The following is an 18,942-nucleotide window of genomic DNA, read 5'->3' on the forward strand; positions in this document are numbered from 1 at the left end:
GGCGAGAGGCTCAGGGGGGCAAGCCTCGCTATTTGCTGGTTACTAGTTGACGCTCACGCCGCCGTCGACCTTGACGCATGCACCCGTCATGAAGGACGCCTCGTCGCTGGCCACAAAGAGAACCGCCGCGGCGAGCTCCTCCGGCTTGCCGGTGCGAATCTCCTTGTCCAGGCCGGCCATGGCGCGGCCCATGCCAAACTGGTTGATGCCGCTGCCGGACATCATGGAGCCGCTGATCTCGGTCTCGACGCCGCCCGGGCAGATGGCGTTGCAGCGAATGCCCTCGTGCGCATACATGTAGCCGGTGTTCTCCGTCATGCCAACGAGCGCGTGCTTGGAGGCGGTGTACGCCGCGCCGGCGCGGGCTCCGTTGGTGCCGCCGATCGAGGCCACGTTGACGATGTTTCCGCGGGTCTTCTGGCCAAGCATCACCTGGACGGCCTTGCGCATGGCAAACATGGGGCCCTTGACGTTGACCGCAAAGACCTGGTCCCAGCGCTCGTCGGAGATGTCGCCGATGGCCTCAAAGCCGTCCATGATGCCGGCGTTGTTGACAAGGACGTCCAGCTTGCCGCACTTCTCCACGGCAAAGTCGATCATGCCCTCGTTGACCTCGCGGTTGCAGACGTCGCCCACGTAGGGGAGGACCTTGCCGGGGAGGCCGTCGGACTCGACCTGGCCCGCAAGCTCCTCGAGGCGCTCGGCGCGACGCGCCACGGCCACGACCGTCGCGCCCTCCTTGGCAAAGTCGTACGCAATCTGGCGACCCATGCCCGAGCTCGCACCGGTGACCACGACGCTCTTTCCCTCAAACCTCATGCAAATCTCCTCTCTGGTCAAAACTCAGCCCATACCCTCACGTATCCCCGCCAGCCTCGCCTCTTACCCAAGCCCCTCGGCTGGCGGCTCCCTTTCAACCCCAAACGGCCTTGCGCCCCCGTGACTTTTTGTCTTCACATCTTCTGCGCAACCCAAACTGGGATATTCGGAACCGGAATCTACAGTTCAGGCCATGGATGTGGAGACCAACAAAGCCATCGGCCGGTGCCTGCGCAACGAGCGCAAAGCGCGCAAGCTGCAGCAGCAGGACGTGGCTGCCGCCATGGGCCGCCCGCAGTCCTTTGTATCCAAGCTCGAGAACGGCGAGCGCAAGTTCGTCCTCGCCGAGATCTTTGCCTACGCCCGTGCCCTTGGCATGTCAGCGCACGATCTCCTCGACGACGTAGAGGGTGCCCTCACCCTGCCCGAGCCGTCCTCCAAGGTTTCCCCTGGCGGCGAGAAGGACCAGCGCTAGCATCTGGATCCCAAAGCAAAAAAGGCGGCACCGACCTGGGAATCACCCAAGGTCGGTGCCGCCTTCTTCGTGGCGTGACCAATGCCGTCCTCCTACGCGAGGTCAAGCTCCATCAGGCGCGCGATGGTCACGATGTAGATCTTGAGCGCACGCTTGAGGTCGTTCTCGGAGATGCCCTCGTCGGGACCGTGCTCCATGCCCACCCAGGCGGGCTCGTCCTCGTGCTCCTCGTGGGGACCAAAGGCGCAGGCGCGCTTAAAGTGGCGGGCGTAGGTGCCGCCGCCGATGCAGAACGCCTCGGCCCTCTTGCCGGTGTACTCGCCGTAGGTGTCGAGCAGGGTGCGAATCTCCGGGGAGGTCGGCTCGATGTAGAAGGGCACGGCGTCGCCCAGAAGGCGATAAGAGCATGCGTGCTCGGCGCCGATCTGCGTCATGCGCGCGGTGATAGCCTCGCCGGTCGTGGTGGTGGGGTAGCGGGAGTCCACGGTCTGCACGAAGCGGCCGTCCTTGGTGCGGACGGTGCCCGCAATGCAGGTGAGCGGACCAAACTTGTCGTCGGCGCTCTCGATGCCCGTGGCCTTTCCGCATGTGTCCTCGGTGAGAAGCGCCTGCAGCTCCAGGAACCGGCGCTGCTCGGGCGCGCAGAGGCCGTCCACCCCAAGCAGATAGCGGGCCAGGATGCCGATGGCGTTCACGGTGCCTGCGGGAAGGGACGCATGGCCTCCCTTGCCGTGCGCGCTCACGCGGACAAGGCCCTCACCGGCGTCCTCGAGGGTGATGCCCTCGCCGCAGGGCAGCTCGGAGGCTTCCGCCTTCACGAGTGCGCAGGCCAGGCCGGGGATGGCGTTGGCAACGGTGCCGCCGTCAAGCTCGACGAGCCTTCCGCCGGCAAGCGGCTCGGAGCAGAACTCGCCGTGATAGACGCCCTTCTCGCCGCAGATGACCGGGAAGTCGGCGTCGGGAGAGAAGCAGAACGCGGGCTCGGGGTAGCGGTCCAGGTAGTAGGGCACGTCACCCATGCCCGTCTCCTCGTTGTTGCCAATGATGCAGCGGAGGGTGTACGGGAGCTTCTCGCCCGTCTCCTCAACCTGACGGCGGAAGAAGTTGGCCGCGTAGAGGGAGAGGACGAAGGGGCCTTTGTCGTCCAGGACGCCACGGCCGATGAGGTAGCCGTCCTTGCGGGTGACGTCCAGCGCGGGGAAGGTCCAGCCCAGGCCAAGCGGCACGATGTCGGTGTGGGCGATGGTGGCTATATATGTGTCGGATTTGCCGGGCACGTCTCCAAAGCCGATGTAGCCGTCAAGGTCGGTGACCTCAAGGCCAAGACGGGAGGCAATGCCCTCGGCGGTAACGAGGGCCTCGTTTGCCTTGGGACCAAAGGGCTTGCCGGGCTCGGCCGCCTCGAGGTCCTCGACGGACTCGATCTTGACCAGGGAGCGGATATCCTCGACGACGTCCTCCCAGACCTCCTCGACATATTGGTCAACCTGCTGCTTTAGCTGCTCGTCAGCCATGCGCGTCCTCCTAGCGAAAATCCGGTAACTGCAGATCTCGCCAATCTTACCGCGCATCCACTACATATATGCCCACGCGGACCTGCTCCCACGGGTCCTTCTCGGGAGCCACCTGAAGCACGCGGCACTCAAAGACGCCCGTGTGCCCAAAGAAGGCGAGCGTGGAGATGAGCCCGTTCTTGTCGGCGGGAACGTAGCCGATCTTGACCCCATCTATATATAGAGCGATGGCCTCTGGGTCGTGGGGGTTGTCAAACTCGGGGACAAGGTCCAGCTGGCATCCGGGGGAGAGCTTGGAAAGGACGGTCGCTCCGTCCCAGTGCTGGAAGCCCGCAACATGGAAGGAGATGAGGTGGCGCGAGGGCTCGTAGGACTTCATGACAGCCTGCCTTTCAACGGTTGCTTCTCTATGGAAGAGACCCTAGCCCCGCCACCGGACAATAATCGGAGCCCTCCCCAGCCGAGAAGTGCATTGCGTCCCCGAGTTGTGTAGGAACCGTGAACCCGCCGATTCCCGCCCCGGCCCGGCGGGAGGGAGCGTATATTAACTCCTCGCGCGGCGGCGGGGCACAGAGCCCGGCACGAGCGCGGCGAACCTTGAAAACCGGATACCGCGGCCCGAGAGGGCCGACAACCAGGACAGACTATAGGACAGGTTCTTGATACATGAGTGGAGTGTCATATCACTCCCGTCGAGTTCCTTGTCCCAAGGGATCCGAGTTAAACGACATGGCGCTCACCGGCCGGGACGGCTCGAAGCGAAAACTTATCCAGGCCCTAGGCCTGGTTCTTTGAACGGAGAGTTCGATCCTGGCTCAGGATGAACGCTGGCGGCGCGCCTAACACATGCAAGTCGAACGGTTAAGGCGCCCTTCGGGGCGCGAATAGAGTGGCGAACGGCTGAGTAACACGTGGGCAACCTGCCCCCCGCACCGGGACAGCCTCGGGAAACCGTGGGTAATACCGGGTACTCCGCCACCCCCGCATGGGGGAGGCGGGAGAGCGTATGCGGCGGGGGATGGGCCCGCGGCCTGTTAGCTAGTTGGCGGGGCAACGGCCCACCAAGGCGATTATGGGTAGCTGGGTTGAGAGACCGACCAGCCAGATTGGGACTGAGACACGGCCCAGACTCCTACGGGAGGCAGCAGTGGGGAATCTTGCGCAATGGGGGCAACCCTGACGCAGCGACGCCGCGTGCGGGACGAAGGCCTTCGGGTCGTAAACCGCTTTCAGCAGGGACGAGGCCGCGAGGTGACGGTACCTGCAGAAGAAGCCCCGGCTAACTACGTGCCAGCAGCCGCGGTAATACGTAGGGGGCGAGCGTTATCCGGATTCATTGGGCGTAAAGCGCTCGTAGGCTGCCCGCTAGGTCCGGGGTCAAATCCGGGGGCTCAACCCCCGCACGCCCCGGATACCGGCGGGCTTGAGTCGGGTAGGGGAAGGCGGAATTCCAGGTGTAGCGGTGGAATGCGCAGATATCTGGAAGAACACCGGTGGCGAAGGCGGCCTTCTGGGCCTCGACTGACGCTGAGGAGCGAAAGCTGGGGGAGCGAACAGGATTAGATACCCTGGTAGTCCCAGCCGTAAACGATGGACGCTAGGTGTGGGGGGAGATGCCCTCCGTGCCGCAGCCAACGCATTAAGCGTCCCGCCTGGGGAGTACGGCCGCAAGGCTAAAACTCAAAGGAATTGACGGGGGCCCGCACAAGCAGCGGAGCATGTGGCTTAATTCGAAGCAACGCGAAGAACCTTACCAGCGCTTGACATTATGGTGAAGCCGGGGAGACCCGGTGGCCGAGAGGAGCCATAACAGGTGGTGCATGGCTGTCGTCAGCTCGTGTCGTGAGATGTTGGGTTAAGTCCCGCAACGAGCGCAACCCCCGTCGCGTGTTGCCAGCGGTTCAGCCGGGCACCCGCGCGAGACCGCCGGCGTCAAGCCGGAGGAGGGTGGGGACGACGTCAAGTCATCATGCCCCTTATGCGCTGGGCCGCACACGTGCTACAATGGCCGGCACAACGGGCTGCCACGCCGCAAGGCGGAGCGAATCCCCAAAGCCGGCCCCAGTTCGGACCGGGGGCTGCAACCCGCCCCCGCGAAGTCGGAGTTGCTAGTAATCGCGGATCAGCACGCCGCGGTGAATGCGTTCCCGGGCCTTGTACACACCGCCCGTCACACCACCCGAGTCGCCTGCACCCGAAGTCGCCGGCCCAACCCGCAAGGGGGGGAGGTGCCGAAGGTGTGGCTGGTAAGGGGGGTGAAGTCGTAACAAGGTAGCCGTACCGGAAGGTGCGGCTGGATCACCTCCTTTCTAGGGAGAGACAAGTCTCATCTAGAGAATCGATTATGACGACGGGCCGTCCCGTCAGGCCGAGGCGCCATGCCTCGGGTCCCTTCCGTCCCCTGGTTGCTCGCGGGCCTGCGCCCGCGCGGTGTCCGGTCCCCGGGGCTCGCCCTGGCCGTACCTTGAGAGCTGCATAGCGTGACCAACGAAGATTTTCTTCTAGAAGATCGCATCTCATGCAATATGACACCCAAGGCCCCACCAAGTGGGGCCGTATGAGTCGTTTAACCATACCGTCTGAGATAGAAGGAAGATGGTAAGGGCAGGCGGCGGATGCCTTGGCACAGGAAGCCGACGAAGGACGCGGCAAGCTGCGATAATCCGCGGTGAGGGGCACACGCCCTTTGACCCGCGGGTCTCCGAATGGGAAAACCCGGCGCGCCGTCGAGGCGCGTCGCCCTCCCCCCGAACACATAGGGGGGAGGGGGGCAACCCGGGGAACTGAAACATCTAAGTACCCGGAGGAAGAGAAATCAATCGAGATTCCCCCAGTAGTGGCGAGCGAACGGGGAAGAGGCCAAACCGGCCCGAGCGAAAGCCGGGCCGGGGTCGTGGGGCCGTCTACAGTGCGGTTACAAAGCGACGCGCGAGCGGAACCGGATGGGAAGCCGGGCCGAAGGGGGTTAGAGCCCCGTACGCGAAGCGCGACGCCCGCCTGACGGTGCCCGAGTACCGCCGGACACGTGAAACCCGGTGGGAAGCAGGGGGGTCCACCCTCCAAGCCTAAATACTCTCCTGTGACCGATAGCGCACTAGTACCGCGAGGGAAAGGTGAAAAGCACCCCGGGAGGGGAGTGAAACAGCACCTGAAACCGCCTGCCCACAAGCAGTCGGAGCATCGCCTTCGGGCGGTGTGACGGCGTGCCTTTTGTAGAATGAGCCAGCGAGTTGCGGCGCGTGGCGAGGCCAAGCCACGAAGCGAGCCGTAGCGACAGCGAGTCCGAACAGGGCGCTAAGTCGCGCGCCGCAGACGCGAAGCCGGGTGAGCTATCCATGGGCAGGCTGAAGCGGGGGTAAGACCCCGTGGAGGGCCGAACCCACCTAGGTTGAAAACTGGGGGGATGACCCGTGGATAGGAGTGAAAGGCCTATCAAACCCGGAGATATCTCGTTCTCCCCGAAATAGCTTTAGGGCTAGCCTCGGGCGTTTACCATGGGGGGTAGAGCACTGGACTGCCGCGGGGGCCTCACCGCCTACCAACGCAGACCAAACTCCGAATACCCATGGTCCACAGCCCGGGAGTCAGAACATGTGGGCTAAGCTGTGTGTTCGAAAGGGAAACAGCCCAGACCGCCCGCTAAGGCCCCCAAGTCGATGTTGAGTGGCAAAGGATGTGCGTCCGCCCAGACAACCAGGATGTTGGCTTAGAAGCAGCCACCCATTCAAAGAGTGCGTAATAGCTCACTGGTCGAGTGGACATGCGCCGACAATACACGGGGCTAAGCATCGCGCCGAAGCGGCGGACCGGAACCATGCGTTCCGGTGGTAGGGGAGCTTCCCGTGCGCGGGGAAGCCGGGGGACGACCCCCGGTGGAGCGCCCGGGAGTGAGAATGCTGGCATGAGTAACGAGAGCGGGGTGGAAAACCCCGCCGCCGTAAACCCAAGGTTTCCTGGGCGAGGCTAATCCTCCCAGGGTCAGTCGGGGGCTAAGGCGAGGCCGGAAGGCGTAGCCGATGCACAGCGGGCCGACATTCCCGCACCCCCGGAAGGGCGCTATAACCGATGGGGCGACGCAGGAGGGTAGCTGGACGGGGTTCTGGACGTCCCCGCGATGGCGCGTAGGGCGGCTCCCAGTGAAACGCGGGAGCCACGTGAGCCTGAGGCGCCGGACGAAGCCTTGTGGCGAAGCCAGTGAGCCCATGCTGCCGAGAAAAACCCCTAGGGAGCCCGACGGGGCCCGTACCGCAAACCGACACAGGTGGGTGGGTAGAGAATACCAAGGCGATCGGGAGAACTATGGTCAAGGAACTCGGCAAAATCGCCCCGTAACCTCGGGAGAAGGGGCGCCGGCCTGGGTGGGGGGACACGCTCCCCGAGCCCGGTCCGGCCGCAGCGAAAAGGTCCAAGCGACTGTTTACCAAAAACACAGGACTCTGCTGAAGTCGTAAGACGACGTATAGGGTCTGACGCCTGCCCGGTGCCGGAAGGTCACGAGGAGCCGTCAGCGCAAGCGAAGCGGCGAATCCAAGCCCCGGTAAACGGCGGCCGTAACTATAACGGTCCTAAGGTAGCGAAATTCCTTGTCGGGTAAGTTCCGACCTGCACGAAAGGCGTAACGATTTGGACGCTGTCTCGACCATAGGCCCGGTGAAATTGCACTAGTCGTGAAGATGCGACTTACCCGCGGAAGGACGGAAAGACCCCGTGAACCTTTACTGCAGCTTGGCATTGGCTGCCGGGGCGCCGTGTAGAGGATAGGTGGGAGACTTCGAACCCGGGACGCCAGTCCCGGGGGAGTCGCCCTTGGAATACCACCCTCGGCGCCTTGGCATCCTAACCTGCGGCCGTTATCCGGCGCAGGGACCGTGCCAGGTGGGTAGTTTGACTGGGGCGGTCGCCTCCTAAAAGGTAACGGAGGCGCACGTAAGGTCTGCTCGGGACGGTCGGCAACCGTCCTTGAGAGTGCAAGAGCGCAAGCAGGCTTGACTGCGAGACGGACAGGTCGAGCAGGTGGGAAACCAGGTTCTAGTGATCCGGCGGCTCAGAGTGGTATGGCCGTCGCTCAACGGATAAAAGGTACTCCGGGGATAACAGGCTGATCTTCCCCAAGAGTCCACATCGACGGGAAGGTTTGGCACCTCGATGTCGGCTCATCGCATCCTGGGGCTGGAGCAGGTCCCAAGGGTATGGCTGTTCGCCATTCAAAGCGGTACGCGAGCTGGGTTCAGAACGTCGTGAGACAGTTCGGTCCCTATCCTCCGTGGGCGCAGGAGAACTGATGGAGGCTGCCCCTAGTACGAGAGGACCGGGGTGGACGGACCTCCGGTGCACGGGTTGTCGACCAACGGCACCGCCCGGTAGCTGAGTCCGGTTCGGATAACCGCTGAAAGCATCTAAGCGGGAAGCCGGTCCAGAGATGAGTTCTCCCTTCGGTAAGGCCCCTCGTAGACCACGAGGTTGATAGGCCGCAGGTGGAAGCCCCGCGAGGGGCGGAGCCGAGCGGTACTAATCGGCCGAGCTCTTCCTTCGCGACCTTCTGGAGAGGCTTCGATCCCGGTCACGCTGTGCGGCCCTGAGGGCACGGCCACGCGGCCCGCCCGTAAATCGCAGAACGCCCCTTGGCGGCCGGCGGCCATGGCAGGGGAGGCACACCCGGACCCATCCCGAACCCGGAAGTTAAGCCCCCGAGCGCCGATGGTACTGCGGAGTAAGTCCGTGGGAGAGCAGGACGCCGCCGGCCACCAAGGGGCATTTTGCCAGGGGAGGCCCCCTCCGCGAGAGCGGAGGGGGCCTCTCTGCGTATGTGCGGAGTATCTTTCAGAGATTTGGGTTTCTCGCCTAGGAGGGCTGATGGAGGACTACCAGGACAAGAGGACTTCTGAGGCCAAGGCGGAGAGACGAAGCGTCAGGCGTTCGAAGAGGGAGTACTGCGAGTACCTCAAGAAGATCGGGCGCTGGGACGAGTATTACTCCTGCGCTAGGAAGCGCAGGTACCGGACTCGCTCCGAGGCCTTGGACAGCGCCAGGTGGCGCTCTGGCCAGATCAATTCTCCTTTGTATTGCTACGAGTGCAGGTACTGTGGTGGATGGCACGTCTCTCACAAGGATGGGCGCGACGGAAGGTACCAGCGCATGTTCAAGGAGCGCAAGTACAGAGGGGGAGTCGACCCTAATTCCCGCAAGGTGCAGCGCTCTGCCGCTTTTGGCGTTGGCGACTCCGTGCTTGATTCCCTGACGTGCGAGATATGCTCGATTGGGGACATCGACATGAGCCACGGAGAGACGCTCTATGGCCTTTACTCTACCGTTGACGCTGCTTGGGTTCGCTGGGCATCTGAGGGTGACCTTGAGCTTCTCTAGGGCTTTCTAGGACAGCTTTAGAAGGCGTAGAAGCTTGCTTCTGGTCAGCTGGTCGAATAAGACGACTACGCAGACGTCAGCCAGGCTCAATGCTATTCCGCACATAATCAGGGACGGCGCACCTCCTGCGAGGGCTGCCCTTGCACATGCGTGCTCGAATGCTGGCCGCCAAATGTCTGCGGTCATGGACTGCGAGATATAGAAGCCAAGAATGCTGGAAGCGGCTGCCAAGAGCCAGGACGGGGCATTTATCCGCACCCCGGTTGACTGCCTGGCGTAGGCCAGGGATGCTACGGCAAGAAGAAACGAGAGGAGCGACGTCGACTTGAATGACGTCGCCGCAACCAGGTCTGGACTGCCTGCCGCCGCCAGTCCCCCTTCAATGAAAGCGCTGGCCAGAATGCATCCAACGAGAAGCCGCTTTGCCTTGGCTGGTCTGGTCTGCTCATAGGAAAGCGCCGCGCCTGTTAGGTACGCAACAAGGTACGAGGCCGCACTCATGAGCTTTCTCCACTCAAGAAGGCCTCGGTCCACCTCTCCTGGAGAGACGAATGCGATGTAGGCGTTAAGGCCGAACACGACGCCTGCCAGAACCAGAACGGCCCTTCTCCACTGAGGAAGCTTCCTTGCCACTTGGGCCATGAGGGGCGTGAGGAGCACGAGGGCGAGGTAGACCCAGATGAACTCGAGGCCGCCAAGGAGCCATCCGGTTTGGTGCAGGGAGACGCTTTCCATTGTCACAATGCGCCCGAGCAGCAAGCTCAGAGTTGCGTAGAAAAGCACGGAGACCAGAATGACCATGACCTTGCGGCCGGTTCTTAGTGGCCTGCCGGAAATGGCCGAGGGCAGCAGGAAGTAGCCTGAGATGAGGTAGAAGACGTGGTTGCCGTAGGCGCCCAGCAGGTTGAGCCAGCCGAGAACTGCAAGACAGCCGGTGTTGCCCAACCATGGGAAGGACAAGGCAAGCTCCGAGCTTGCGTCCGCCGCTGCCGCAAACCAGGGCTGAAAGGTGTGGAAGACCGCGATGGCGACGATGGCCACAAGGCGAAGGGCCTCGATGCGCGGGTTGCGGGGCATTTTGACGGTCTTCTCTATGGCTTTTCTCCTTGGCCGTGTCTTCTCAACAAGGTCTTCTCAACAAGTATAGAGAAGGGCACGAACGGTCACTTGCGCGTCACAACTTACAAAAGCTGACAGACGCCTTACAAACGCCGCGCATTACCCCCATAATCGCAGGTAGGAATTACGGTATCCTTATCGAGCTTTTATGAGATTGTGACAAGTCCGTCGTGCCTTACAACTGAATGAGGTTGGGGCCTGCAGGGAAGAGAGAGCATTTGGTTACCCTTGCACAGTTCTTCGAGCTGCTCGCGTCAAATCCGTTCCTAGCGCTCGTAATTCTCCTGGTTCTTGGAACCATCTTCGTGAACGGCGCCACGGACGCCGCAAACGCCATCGCCGAGGTCGTGGGCACCCGCTCCATGGACATCGACTCGGCCATCACGATGAGCGTCATCTGCAACTTCATTGGCCTTATTGGCATGACGTTCATCTCTACCGCCGTTGCGGACACCATCTCTGGCATGGTGGACTTTGGCGGAGACTCTCACCTGGCCATGATCGCCCTTGCGGCGTCCACCGTGGGCATTGTCACCTGGGGCGTCGTGACCTGGATCTTTGGCATTCCCACGTCTGAGTCCCACGCGCTTATCGCCGGCCTTACGGGCAGCGCGCTTGCCGTCTCCGGCGGCCTTGACGGCGTCAACATGGGCGAGTGGGTCAAGGTCATCTATGGCCTGGTCTTCTCCACGGTCTTGGGCTTCCTGGCCGGCTGGGTTATTGCCAAGGTCATCCCCATTGCCTGCAAGGACTCCGACCGTCGCCGCGCCAACAACTTCTTTGGCAAGATGCAGATTGCCGGTGCCGCGGGCGTGGCCCTCATGCACGGCGCGCAGGACGGCCAGAAGTTCATGTCCACCGCCATGCTGGCCATTGCGCTCACCGTGGGCAAGTCCGTGGGCGACATGGGCGGCTTCCCGCTGTGGCTTGAGGTGCTCTGCGCCGGCGTGATGGCCATCGGCACCGCCATCGGCGGCAAGAAGATCATCAAGAAGGTCGGCATGGAGATGGTTCAGCTGGACAAGTACCAGGGCTTCTCCGCCTCCATCAGCGCCACGGTCTCCCTGTTCATCGCAACCGTGACGGGCCTTCCCGTCTCCACCACCCACACCAAGACGGCCGCCATCATGGGCGCCGGCGCCGCCAAGGACCCGCGCTCCGTCAACTGGGGCGTCTGCAAGGAGATGGTCCTCACCTGGATCTTCACCTTCCCCGGCTGCGGCCTCATCGGCTTTGTCCTGGCCAAGCTGTTCCTCGTGATCTTCTAGAACCACCGCACGCACTTCTCACCCGTTTGAAAGACCCCGAGCTAAGGAGCCCGAAATGGCACGCATCAAGAAGGAAGACGAGTTCTACACCCTGCTCAAGGAGTTTGCCGCCCTCATCGTGGAGACCTCCGAGGAGTACGCCGGCATCGTGCACGACTTCCCCCACTCCATGAGCCGCATCCCGCAGATGAAGGTCTTCGAGACCAACTGCGACGAGCGCGTGAAGACCATCATGGGCAAGCTCTACACCTCCTTCATCACGCCGCTTGACCGCGAGGACATCTCCGACCTGGCGCTTGCCATGGACAACGTGACCGACGCCATGTACGGCGTGACCATGCGCCTGGACCTCTTCAACCTGAGCGACATGCGCCTTGAGGCCGAGCAGATCGCCGACCTCACCGTGCGCGCGGTCAAGGAGATGCAGGAGATGATCAACCGCCTGCCCGAGTACAACAAGAAGCCCGAGCCGGTCATGGAGAAGGCCATCTCGCTGGGCGACATCGAGGACGAGGGCGATACGGTCTATCAGAACGCCCTGCGTCGCCTCTTCCGCGAGGAGGACGCTGCCGCCGATGGCAAGTACGCCGTGACCTGGCTGCGCATCTTCGACCGCATGGAGCAGGTCCTCGATGCCTGCGACGACGCGGCGGGCATCGTGCGTGCGGTCATCATGAAGAGCGCGTAGGCGAGAAGTTCACAGGCTCCGACGGGCCTCCCGCCCCTTTGCTGAAAACTCGAGCAGTCCTTTTCGCACGAAGGCCCCGTTTAGGGGCCTTCGGCTCATGCAGAACTCGTTTTCAGCAAAGGGGCGGGAGGCCCTGCTGCGTTGCGGCTCTTCTCGCCAAGCGCGGCGGGATGCCTAAATAGGGAAGAGGGCGTTGATACGGGCGCGCAAGTTGGGCTTCCAGCGGAAGCGAAAAGTGCGCAAGGGGTCTGAGGGCGCAGTTTGGCGTTCCAGTGGAAGCGGAAATTGCGCGGAAGTGCGGCGTGCGCAGAGGCGCGTTCCAGTGGATGAGAAATCTGCGCGCAAGAAGACCCCGTCTCGTCTAGGCCAGCGTCTTGGCGAGGGCCAGGAGCTCGTCGACGTCTGAGGGCTGGGTGGCCCAGGACGTGACGAAGCGGATGACGCGGCGGCCGTCGGGCAGGGTGAAGAAGGTCTCGCAGTTGCAGGCCGCCTCGAAGGCCTGCTGCTGGGAAGTGCTCACCGTGAAGAACTGCTGGTTGGAGTCGGAGTGACGGTAGGGCTCAAAGCCCAGCCCGACCATGCCGTCGCGCAGCTTCAGGGCGCAGTTGTTGGCGCTTCTGGCCAGCTGCCAGTAGAGGGCCTCGTCGCCGTCGGCGGGCTGGGCGAAGGCGGTCTCGAACTGGACGCCCAGCAGGCGGCCCTTGGCAAGCAGGCCGCCGCGCTCCTTCTGCACGTAGGGGAAGGCGGCCTTGAGCTTGGGGTCGGTGATGACCATGGCCTCGCCCATGAGCATGCCGTTCTTGGTCCCGCCCAGGTAGAAGGCCGAGCAGCGGGCTGCGATGTGCTCAAGCGTGAGGCCGTCCACCGCCGGCGAGGTGAGGCCGCTCGCGATGCGGGCGCCGTCGAGGAAGATCTTGAGGCCGCGCTCGTCTGCCCAGTCGCAGATGGCGTCAAAGCGCGCGAGGTCCCAGACGCCGCCAGACTCCGTGGTGTTTGAGATGTAGATGGCGCCGGGACGGGTCATGTGGCGGCCGCAGGAGGTCTGGAACTGCCAGACGCGCTCGGCCGCCTCGGGGGAGAGGAAGCCGTCGGCGTCGTCGGTGGGCAGCACCGTGCGGCCGCAGGCCGCCACGGCGCCGGTCTCGTGGACGTTGATGTGGCCGTCGGGCGTGCAGATGGCACCCTCCCAGTCCTCGAGGAGTCCGGTCACGCCGATGACGTTGGCCGAGGTGCCGCCGATGCAGAACTCGACGTCTACGTCATCGCGCCCGCAGGCGGCGCGGATGAGCTCGCGGGCGTGCTTGCAGTGGGGGTCTCCCTCGGTGTAGCCGACGCACTGCTCGCCGTTGGTGGCGAGAAGCGCGTCCATGATCTGGGGGCAGGCACCCTCGGAGTAGTCGTTCATGAACATGCGCATGGCTGGGCCTTTCTGTGGTGGTGTGACGTTGATAGGCTATCACGGGCGGGGCGTGCGGGTGGTGTGGCCGGAGCGAGCGGATCTGCGGGCTTCTCGCCGATTGCTCGCCGCCGGCCAATGTTAAAAGCTCGGCATAGCCCGGACGCGACCCGGCAATGCGTCCGTCAAAGGTCTAACCTAGCGCCTTACGTACCAGAAGGAACGACGGCGCCTGGCGCCAACGCAAGGAGATGTTCTCGCATGGAGAAGAAGGACCTGGACTGGGGCAACCTCAGCTTTGCTTACATGCACACGGACTACAGCTACGTGTGCAACTACAAGGATGGCGCCTGGGAAGAGGGCGGCCTTACCTCCGACCACACCGTCACGCTGTCCGAGTGCGCCGGCCTTCTCCACTACTGCCAGGAGGTCTTTGAGGGTCTGAAGGCCTACACCACCGAGAACGGCGACATCGTCTGCTTCCGTCCCGACATGAACGCCCAGCGCATGTACGACTCCGCTGCCCGCCTCGAGATGCCGAGCTTCCCCAAGGACAAGTTCGTCGAGGCCGTCGAGATGGTCGTCCGCGCCAACGCCGCCTGGGTGCCGCCCTTTGGCTCCGGCGCCACGCTCTACATCCGTCCGTTCATGTTCGCCACGGGCGACGTCATTGGCGTGAAGCCCGCCACCGAGTACCAGTTCCGCATCCTCGTGACCCCCGTGGGCCCCTACTACAAGGGTGGCGTCAAGCCCGTCAAGCTGCAGGTCCCCGAGTTCGACCGCGCCGCTCCCCACGGTACCGGCAACATCAAGGCCGGCCTGAACTACGCCATGTCGCTGCACCCCAGCGTCATCGCCCACTCCAAGGGCTACGCCGACAACCTCTTCCTTGACCCGCAGACCCGTACCTACGTCGAGGAGACCGGTGGCGCCAACGTGCTCTTCGTCAAGAAGGACGGCACCCTCGTGGTCCCGCAGTCCTTCACCGACTCCATCCTGCCCTCCATCACCCGCCGCTCCCTCGTGGACGTGGCCGAGAAGATGCTTGGCATGACCGTCGAGCAGCGCCCGGTGCGCTTTGACGAGATCGACCAGTTCGTCGAGTGCGGCATGTGCGGCACCGCCGCCGTCATCTCCCCGGTCGGTCAGATTGACAACGGCGACCAGAGCATCGTCTACGGCATGGAGCACGTCGGCCCCGTCATGAAGAAGCTCCGCGAGACCCTCACCGGCATCCAGTCCGGCGCCATCGAGGACCAGTTCGGTTGGGTCCACAAGATCGACGTGGAGTAGGTCGCGCGTAGGCGCGATTCCGCGAAACAGCTCCTCAACAGCTCTCGTAGGGGGCGTCCGTCTTTGGCGGGCGCCCCTTTTATGCATGCGTCTTCTAGTGGCGCGGGCTTCTCGCCGGGTTCTTCTTGACTGCAAGGTCTGCTGACCTTAGGCTTCGCGACGTTTATGGCGCCTCTGAGACGCATAGGTGTCGCGAAGTCTGAGCTTGATGGGGCTAGGCTACCCGGTGCCCGCAGCCGGGCATGTCCTTCTCGCCGCGCTATACTGAGAGTTTGACCAATTGAACCAAGCACGAGCGAGAAGGAGCCCAGGATGGGACAGAAGGTTCAGGGAACCGAGGACCTCTACGGCGGCTACATGCGCGCCTGGCAGCACATGCAGGACGTGGCGCGCGAGCTGTTTGGCGCCTACGGCTTCGACATGATCGAGACGCCGGCCATCGAGCAGGTGGACACCTTCGTCCATGGTATCGGCGAGTCCACCGACGTGGTTCGCAAGGAGATGTTCCGCGTGGTCTCCGGCGCCCTCTTCGGCGACCTTCTTGAGGCGGGCACCGAGGCGGGCCTGAAGCCGCGCCAGCGCATGGCCATGCGTCCGGAGGGAACCGCCGGCGTGGTTCGTGCCGCCGTGGAGAACAACCTGGTGCCGCAGGGCGCCGCGCCGGCCAAGCTCTGGTACGCCGAGGCCATGTTCCGCGGCGAGCGCCCGCAGAAGGGCCGCCTGCGCCAGTTCCACCAGGTGGGCGTGGAGTGGCTGGGCGCCTCGGACCCTGCGTCTGACGCCGAGTGCATCATCATGCTCATGGAGTTCTTCAAGCGCCTGGGCTTTGACCCCTCCAAGCTGCACCTCTACATCAACTCCATGGGTGACGGCGCGTGCCGCCCGGCCTACCGCGAGAAGGTCCGCCAGTTCATCCTCGACCACAAGGACGAGATGTGCGAGGACTGCCTCGAGCGCGCCGAGATTAACCCGCTGCGCGCCTTCGACTGCAAGAACCCGCACTGCCACGAGGTCATGGCCGGCGCGCCGCTGGTAAACGACCACCTCTGCGGCGACTGCGCGGAGCACTACGCCGCGGTCAAGCGCTACCTGGACGAGGCAGGCGTCTCCTACACCGAGGACCCCACGCTCGTGCGTGGTCTTGACTACTACACCCGCACTGTCTTTGAGGTCGAGGTTGCGGATGCCGGCGTCGGTGCCATCGGCGGCGGCGGCCGCTACGACGGCCTTATGGAGCTCGAGGGCGGCAAGCCCACCCCGGGCATCGGCTTTGCCGTGGGCTTCGAGCGCATTGCGCTGGCGCTGGCCTCCCAGGGCGTGGAGCTTGCCACGCCGGAGCCCACCTGCGTCTACGTTGCCGGCACGTCCGCCGAGGAGCGCGACGCCGTCTTTGCCGCCACGCTCGCGCTGCGCGGCGCTGGTATCCGTACCGAGGCCGACTATCAGGGTCGCAGCTTGAAGTCCCAGTTCAAGCAGGCCGACAAGCTGCACGCCACCTACTGCGTGGTGCTTGGTCCCGAGGAGGTGGCCGCCGGCGTGGCAACCATTCGCGACATGGCCACCCATGAGCAGGTGCAGGTCCCCATGGCCGACCTCGCCGCTGAGGTCGCCGCCCGCCTGGCGTAAGCTCGAGGCAACACGCGAACCGCCAACGAGACCCCCTGCCTTACGGCAGGGGGTTTCTTTGTATACAGCTGAACCAAATAAACCAGCCACTCACGACTTAATTCGGTTCTCTTGGTTCATTTCAATCCGCGTTGTGCCATTGTATCGTCGGAGGCCTTCCTTACAGACATTGAATCCGGAATTGGAGAGGGGTATTGAATTGATTGCTCACTATCGCGTGGACAGTCGTGTGGTGCATGGCCAGACGACAACGAGGGTGACGAAAGAGAACCCGGTCGATGACGTGATCATCGTCGATGATGAGATCTCTCGGGACAAGTTCATGCTCGGAGTCTTCGCAAACACGCTCGGATCCATTCGCGTGCTCGGTTTTTCTGTCAAGAAAGCTCTCGAGAAGCTGCCCCAGGCATCTGCGTCAAAGAAGCGCTATCTCGTGATCTTCAAGACGCCCGAGACTGCTCAGGAGCTCGTGGAGCAGGGCTTTGAGTTCGACGGCGTCCTCAACTGCGGTCCGCAGCCCAACTGTGACGGCGCAAAGCTCGTCGAAAAGATGTTGTACCTCACGGAGCCTCAGATCGATGCGCTGAATTATCTGGATTCCCGCGGCGTCAAGCTGATCATCAATCCTGCGTTCACTACCCCTGATCTTTCCTGGCCCGAGGCAAAGAGAAAGGCTGGCATCTAACATGGCTTATTTCGTTCAGGTACTTCTTGTCGCGCTTCTTTATCACCTCACAAATACGTTTGCTTCCTTCGGGGGAATGGTGTTCGGGCGCTATACGCTCCAGAGACCGCTTGTGGGAGGCCTCCTTGTGGGACTTCTTTTTGGCGATGTGCAAAAGGGCCTTGAGCTTGGAGTTGCGTTTCAGCTTGCCTACATGGGTGCCTTCGCGGTTGGCGGAGCAGTTTCCATTGACGTGGGCGTTGTTTCTTATCCTGTTATGGCCATCGCGATTATCAACGGTCTGGATACCGGTACCGCCCTTGCGATCGCGGCGCCGATCTCCATCCTTACCGCAAACCTTACTCACGTGATGCGTGCCTTCAACACGGTGTGCACCGGAATCGTCCGTAAGGGCATCGAGGAGGTCGACTACAAGAAGATCGAGCTCGGCAACGTCATTCTTCCTCAGGCATTCCTGGCGGCCATGAACTTCGCGGTCGTTTTCGTCCTGATGTACCTGGGCACCGGCGCTGTGGACAGCCTGCTTGCCGTCGTCCCGCAGAACGTCATGCACGCGCTTGGCCTTCTTGGAGGCGTCCTGCCCGCCGTCGGTATGGCCATGCTGCTCAAGTTCAACATTGTCGGCAACTGGATGTTCATCTTCTTTGTCCTGGGCTTCATGATGGTTTCCTCCATGGGCATGGGCTTCATCCCCATTGCCATCTTTGCCGCCGCCCTGGCGTTCCTGTACTGGAAGATCGACTCTCGTCCTGAGGCATCGACTGCAAGCGCAAGCGCGAACGTGTTCACCGACGATGACGAAGTGGAGCTGTAAACAATGAGCGACATCATCAAAAACGAGGCCGAGCAGAGCTCCGAGCCCATCTGCAGCGAGCCGTTGACCAAAGAAGAGCTCGACCGCCTCTTTTGGCGCTACCAGCTCAGGTATCTGACCTGCTGCAACCTCGAGAACTGGCACGGTAACTGCTATGCCTACGATATGGCCCCTCTTTACAAGAAGTACTACGACAAGGACGGCCAGCGCGAGGGCATGCTTCGCATGTTCGACTTCATCAACACCGAGCAGACGACGGCGAGCGTGCTGTGGGGAATACTCGTCGGCATGGAGGAGCAGAAGGCCCTGGGCAAGCCGGTAAGCGACGAGATGATCCGAACCGTTAAATCCTCGCTTATGGGCCCGCTCGCCGGCGTGGGCGATTCCCTTGTCCAGGCGACGATCCTTCCGCTGCTCACCACCATCGCCATCTCGCTTACCGGCGCGGGCGATGTCCTGAGCCCGCTTGGCGTCGTGCTCTTCATCATTGCGACCCCGATTCTGCTGTGGGCCTATGCGCGCGTCCTCTTCAACAACGGTTACACCCTCGGTAAGGACGCCGTTTCGACGCTGATGGGCACTGCGATGGACCGCATCAAGACCGCGGTCCAGCTCTTCGGAATCATCGTCATCGGCGCGCTGTCCGCGTCCTACGTGAAGCTGTCCACGCCGCTGTCGTTCGCGGCTTCCGCCGACGCAACGCCCGTGGTGTTGCAGGACGTCATCAACGGCATCTTTCCCAACCTGCTGAGCCTGCTTCTGGTCATCGGCTGCTGGTATTTGCTCTCCAAGAAGGGCATGTCCGTAACCAAGGTGATTTTCGGCCTTATGGGCATCGTCGTGGTGCTCGGCCTCGTCGGAATTCTGTAGCAGAGAGGGCAA

The 18,942-nt window shown here is 62.8% G+C and carries 14 protein-coding genes and 3 rRNA genes; 12 read left to right on the top strand and 5 right to left on the bottom strand.

Annotated features, from left to right (window positions below):
- Positions 1 to 42: 42 nt before the first annotated feature.
- Positions 43 to 819, bottom strand: coding sequence for a glucose 1-dehydrogenase (locus tag DXV50_RS01495; RefSeq protein ID WP_117204459.1), 777 nt, complete (start codon positions 817 to 819; stop codon positions 43 to 45).
- A gap of 199 nt (positions 820 to 1,018) precedes the next feature.
- Between DXV50_RS01495 and DXV50_RS01500 the strand changes: the two genes are divergently transcribed.
- Positions 1,019 to 1,294 (top strand): helix-turn-helix domain-containing protein, encoded by a 276-nt coding sequence (locus DXV50_RS01500; RefSeq protein WP_157966946.1) that lies wholly within the window; start codon positions 1,019 to 1,021, stop codon positions 1,292 to 1,294.
- 92 nt (positions 1,295 to 1,386) lie between these two features.
- Here DXV50_RS01500 and DXV50_RS01505 read toward each other — a convergent pair whose 3' ends face one another.
- The gene (locus DXV50_RS01505) at positions 1,387 to 2,808 is read right to left on the bottom strand and encodes a Sapep family Mn(2+)-dependent dipeptidase (protein ID WP_117204461.1); all 1,422 of its coding nucleotides are present in this window, start codon (positions 2,806 to 2,808) and stop codon (positions 1,387 to 1,389) included.
- A gap of 46 nt (positions 2,809 to 2,854) precedes the next feature.
- Positions 2,855 to 3,187, bottom strand: a complete 333-nt coding sequence (locus DXV50_RS01510; protein ID WP_117204462.1) for an HIRAN domain-containing protein — start codon at positions 3,185 to 3,187, stop codon at positions 2,855 to 2,857.
- Positions 3,188 to 3,600: 413 nt separating this feature from the next.
- Here DXV50_RS01510 and DXV50_RS01515 point away from each other — a divergent pair.
- From DXV50_RS01515 to DXV50_RS01530, 4 genes are all read left to right on the top strand, one after another.
- Positions 3,601 to 5,117: ribosomal RNA gene (locus DXV50_RS01515) — 16S ribosomal RNA — on the top strand.
- Positions 5,118 to 5,396: 279 nt separating this feature from the next.
- A 23S ribosomal RNA gene (locus DXV50_RS01520) occupies positions 5,397 to 8,340 on the top strand.
- A gap of 95 nt (positions 8,341 to 8,435) precedes the next feature.
- Positions 8,436 to 8,551: ribosomal RNA gene (rrf, locus tag DXV50_RS01525) — 5S ribosomal RNA — on the top strand.
- Together the 16S, 23S and 5S rRNA genes form the textbook arrangement of a ribosomal RNA operon.
- Positions 8,552 to 8,661: 110 nt before the next feature.
- Positions 8,662 to 9,171 carry a hypothetical protein gene (locus DXV50_RS01530; RefSeq protein WP_117204463.1) on the top strand — a complete coding sequence of 170 codons (510 nt, stop codon included), beginning with the start codon at positions 8,662 to 8,664 and terminating at the stop codon, positions 9,169 to 9,171.
- A 6-nt stretch (positions 9,172 to 9,177) separates the two neighbouring features.
- Here DXV50_RS01530 and DXV50_RS01535 read toward each other — a convergent pair whose 3' ends face one another.
- The gene (locus DXV50_RS01535; RefSeq protein WP_117204464.1) at positions 9,178 to 10,248 is read right to left on the bottom strand and encodes an acyltransferase family protein; all 1,071 of its coding nucleotides are present in this window, start codon (positions 10,246 to 10,248) and stop codon (positions 9,178 to 9,180) included.
- A 260-nt stretch (positions 10,249 to 10,508) separates the two neighbouring features.
- Between DXV50_RS01535 and DXV50_RS01540 the strand changes: the two genes are divergently transcribed.
- Together DXV50_RS01540 and DXV50_RS01545 are read left to right on the top strand one after the other, a co-directional pair.
- Positions 10,509 to 11,558, top strand: coding sequence for an inorganic phosphate transporter (locus tag DXV50_RS01540; RefSeq protein ID WP_117204465.1), 1,050 nt, complete (start codon positions 10,509 to 10,511; stop codon positions 11,556 to 11,558).
- A gap of 55 nt (positions 11,559 to 11,613) precedes the next feature.
- Positions 11,614 to 12,246: a DUF47 domain-containing protein gene (locus tag DXV50_RS01545; protein WP_117204466.1), complete on the top strand. Its 633-nt coding sequence runs from the start codon at positions 11,614 to 11,616 to the stop codon at positions 12,244 to 12,246.
- 361 nt (positions 12,247 to 12,607) lie between these two features.
- On the opposite strand, the gene DXV50_RS01550 is transcribed toward DXV50_RS01545, so the two are convergent.
- Positions 12,608 to 13,663, bottom strand: a complete 1,056-nt coding sequence (locus DXV50_RS01550; RefSeq protein ID WP_117204467.1) for a threonine aldolase family protein — start codon at positions 13,661 to 13,663, stop codon at positions 12,608 to 12,610.
- A 240-nt stretch (positions 13,664 to 13,903) separates the two neighbouring features.
- Here DXV50_RS01550 and DXV50_RS01555 point away from each other — a divergent pair, with 240 nt between their 5' ends.
- The 5 genes from DXV50_RS01555 (at position 13,904) to DXV50_RS01575 (ending at position 18,930) form a co-directional block, all read left to right on the top strand.
- A complete protein-coding gene (locus DXV50_RS01555) occupies positions 13,904 to 14,935 on the top strand; it encodes a branched-chain amino acid aminotransferase (protein ID WP_117204468.1) in 1,032 nt (343 codons plus the stop codon).
- Between the two features lie 312 nt (positions 14,936 to 15,247).
- On the top strand, positions 15,248 to 16,561 hold the full coding sequence (gene hisS, locus DXV50_RS01560; protein WP_117204469.1) for a histidine--tRNA ligase: 1,314 nt from the start codon (positions 15,248 to 15,250) through the stop codon (positions 16,559 to 16,561).
- Positions 16,562 to 16,760: 199 nt separating this feature from the next.
- Entirely contained in the window at positions 16,761 to 17,246 is a 486-nt protein-coding gene (locus DXV50_RS01565; protein ID WP_117204470.1) for a PTS sugar transporter subunit IIB, read from the top strand.
- A 1-nt stretch (position 17,247) separates the two neighbouring features.
- Entirely contained in the window at positions 17,248 to 18,060 is an 813-nt protein-coding gene (locus tag DXV50_RS01570; protein ID WP_117204471.1) for a PTS sugar transporter subunit IIC, read from the top strand.
- Between the two features lie 3 nt (positions 18,061 to 18,063).
- The gene (locus DXV50_RS01575) at positions 18,064 to 18,930 is read left to right on the top strand and encodes a PTS system mannose/fructose/sorbose family transporter subunit IID (RefSeq protein ID WP_117204472.1); all 867 of its coding nucleotides are present in this window, start codon (positions 18,064 to 18,066) and stop codon (positions 18,928 to 18,930) included.
- Positions 18,931 to 18,942: the final 12 nt, after the last annotated feature.

The sequence above is a fragment of the Paratractidigestivibacter faecalis genome (genome assembly GCF_003416765.1).
Taxonomy (GTDB): domain Bacteria; phylum Actinomycetota; class Coriobacteriia; order Coriobacteriales; family Atopobiaceae; genus Paratractidigestivibacter; species Paratractidigestivibacter faecalis.

Excerpts from the sequence above, each read along its gene's own strand:
- DXV50_RS01570 (WP_117204471.1), top strand. The coding sequence starts at position 17,248 with ATGGCTTATTTCGTTCAGGTACTTCTTGTCGCGCTTCTTTATCACCTC.
- DXV50_RS01535 (WP_117204464.1), bottom strand. The coding sequence starts at position 10,248 with ATGCCCCGCAACCCGCGCATCGAGGCCCTTCGCCTTGTGGCCATCGTC.
- DXV50_RS01545 (WP_117204466.1), top strand. The coding sequence starts at position 11,614 with ATGGCACGCATCAAGAAGGAAGACGAGTTCTACACCCTGCTCAAGGAG.
- DXV50_RS01505 (WP_117204461.1), bottom strand. The coding sequence starts at position 2,808 with ATGGCTGACGAGCAGCTAAAGCAGCAGGTTGACCAATATGTCGAGGAG.
- DXV50_RS01555 (WP_117204468.1), top strand. The coding sequence starts at position 13,904 with ATGGAGAAGAAGGACCTGGACTGGGGCAACCTCAGCTTTGCTTACATG.
- DXV50_RS01510 (WP_117204462.1), bottom strand. The coding sequence starts at position 3,187 with ATGAAGTCCTACGAGCCCTCGCGCCACCTCATCTCCTTCCATGTTGCG.
- DXV50_RS01550 (WP_117204467.1), bottom strand. The coding sequence starts at position 13,663 with ATGCGCATGTTCATGAACGACTACTCCGAGGGTGCCTGCCCCCAGATC.
- DXV50_RS01575 (WP_117204472.1), top strand. The coding sequence starts at position 18,064 with ATGAGCGACATCATCAAAAACGAGGCCGAGCAGAGCTCCGAGCCCATC.
- DXV50_RS01495 (WP_117204459.1), bottom strand. The coding sequence starts at position 819 with ATGAGGTTTGAGGGAAAGAGCGTCGTGGTCACCGGTGCGAGCTCGGGC.
- DXV50_RS01530 (WP_117204463.1), top strand. The coding sequence starts at position 8,662 with ATGGAGGACTACCAGGACAAGAGGACTTCTGAGGCCAAGGCGGAGAGA.
- hisS (WP_117204469.1), top strand. The coding sequence starts at position 15,248 with ATGGGACAGAAGGTTCAGGGAACCGAGGACCTCTACGGCGGCTACATG.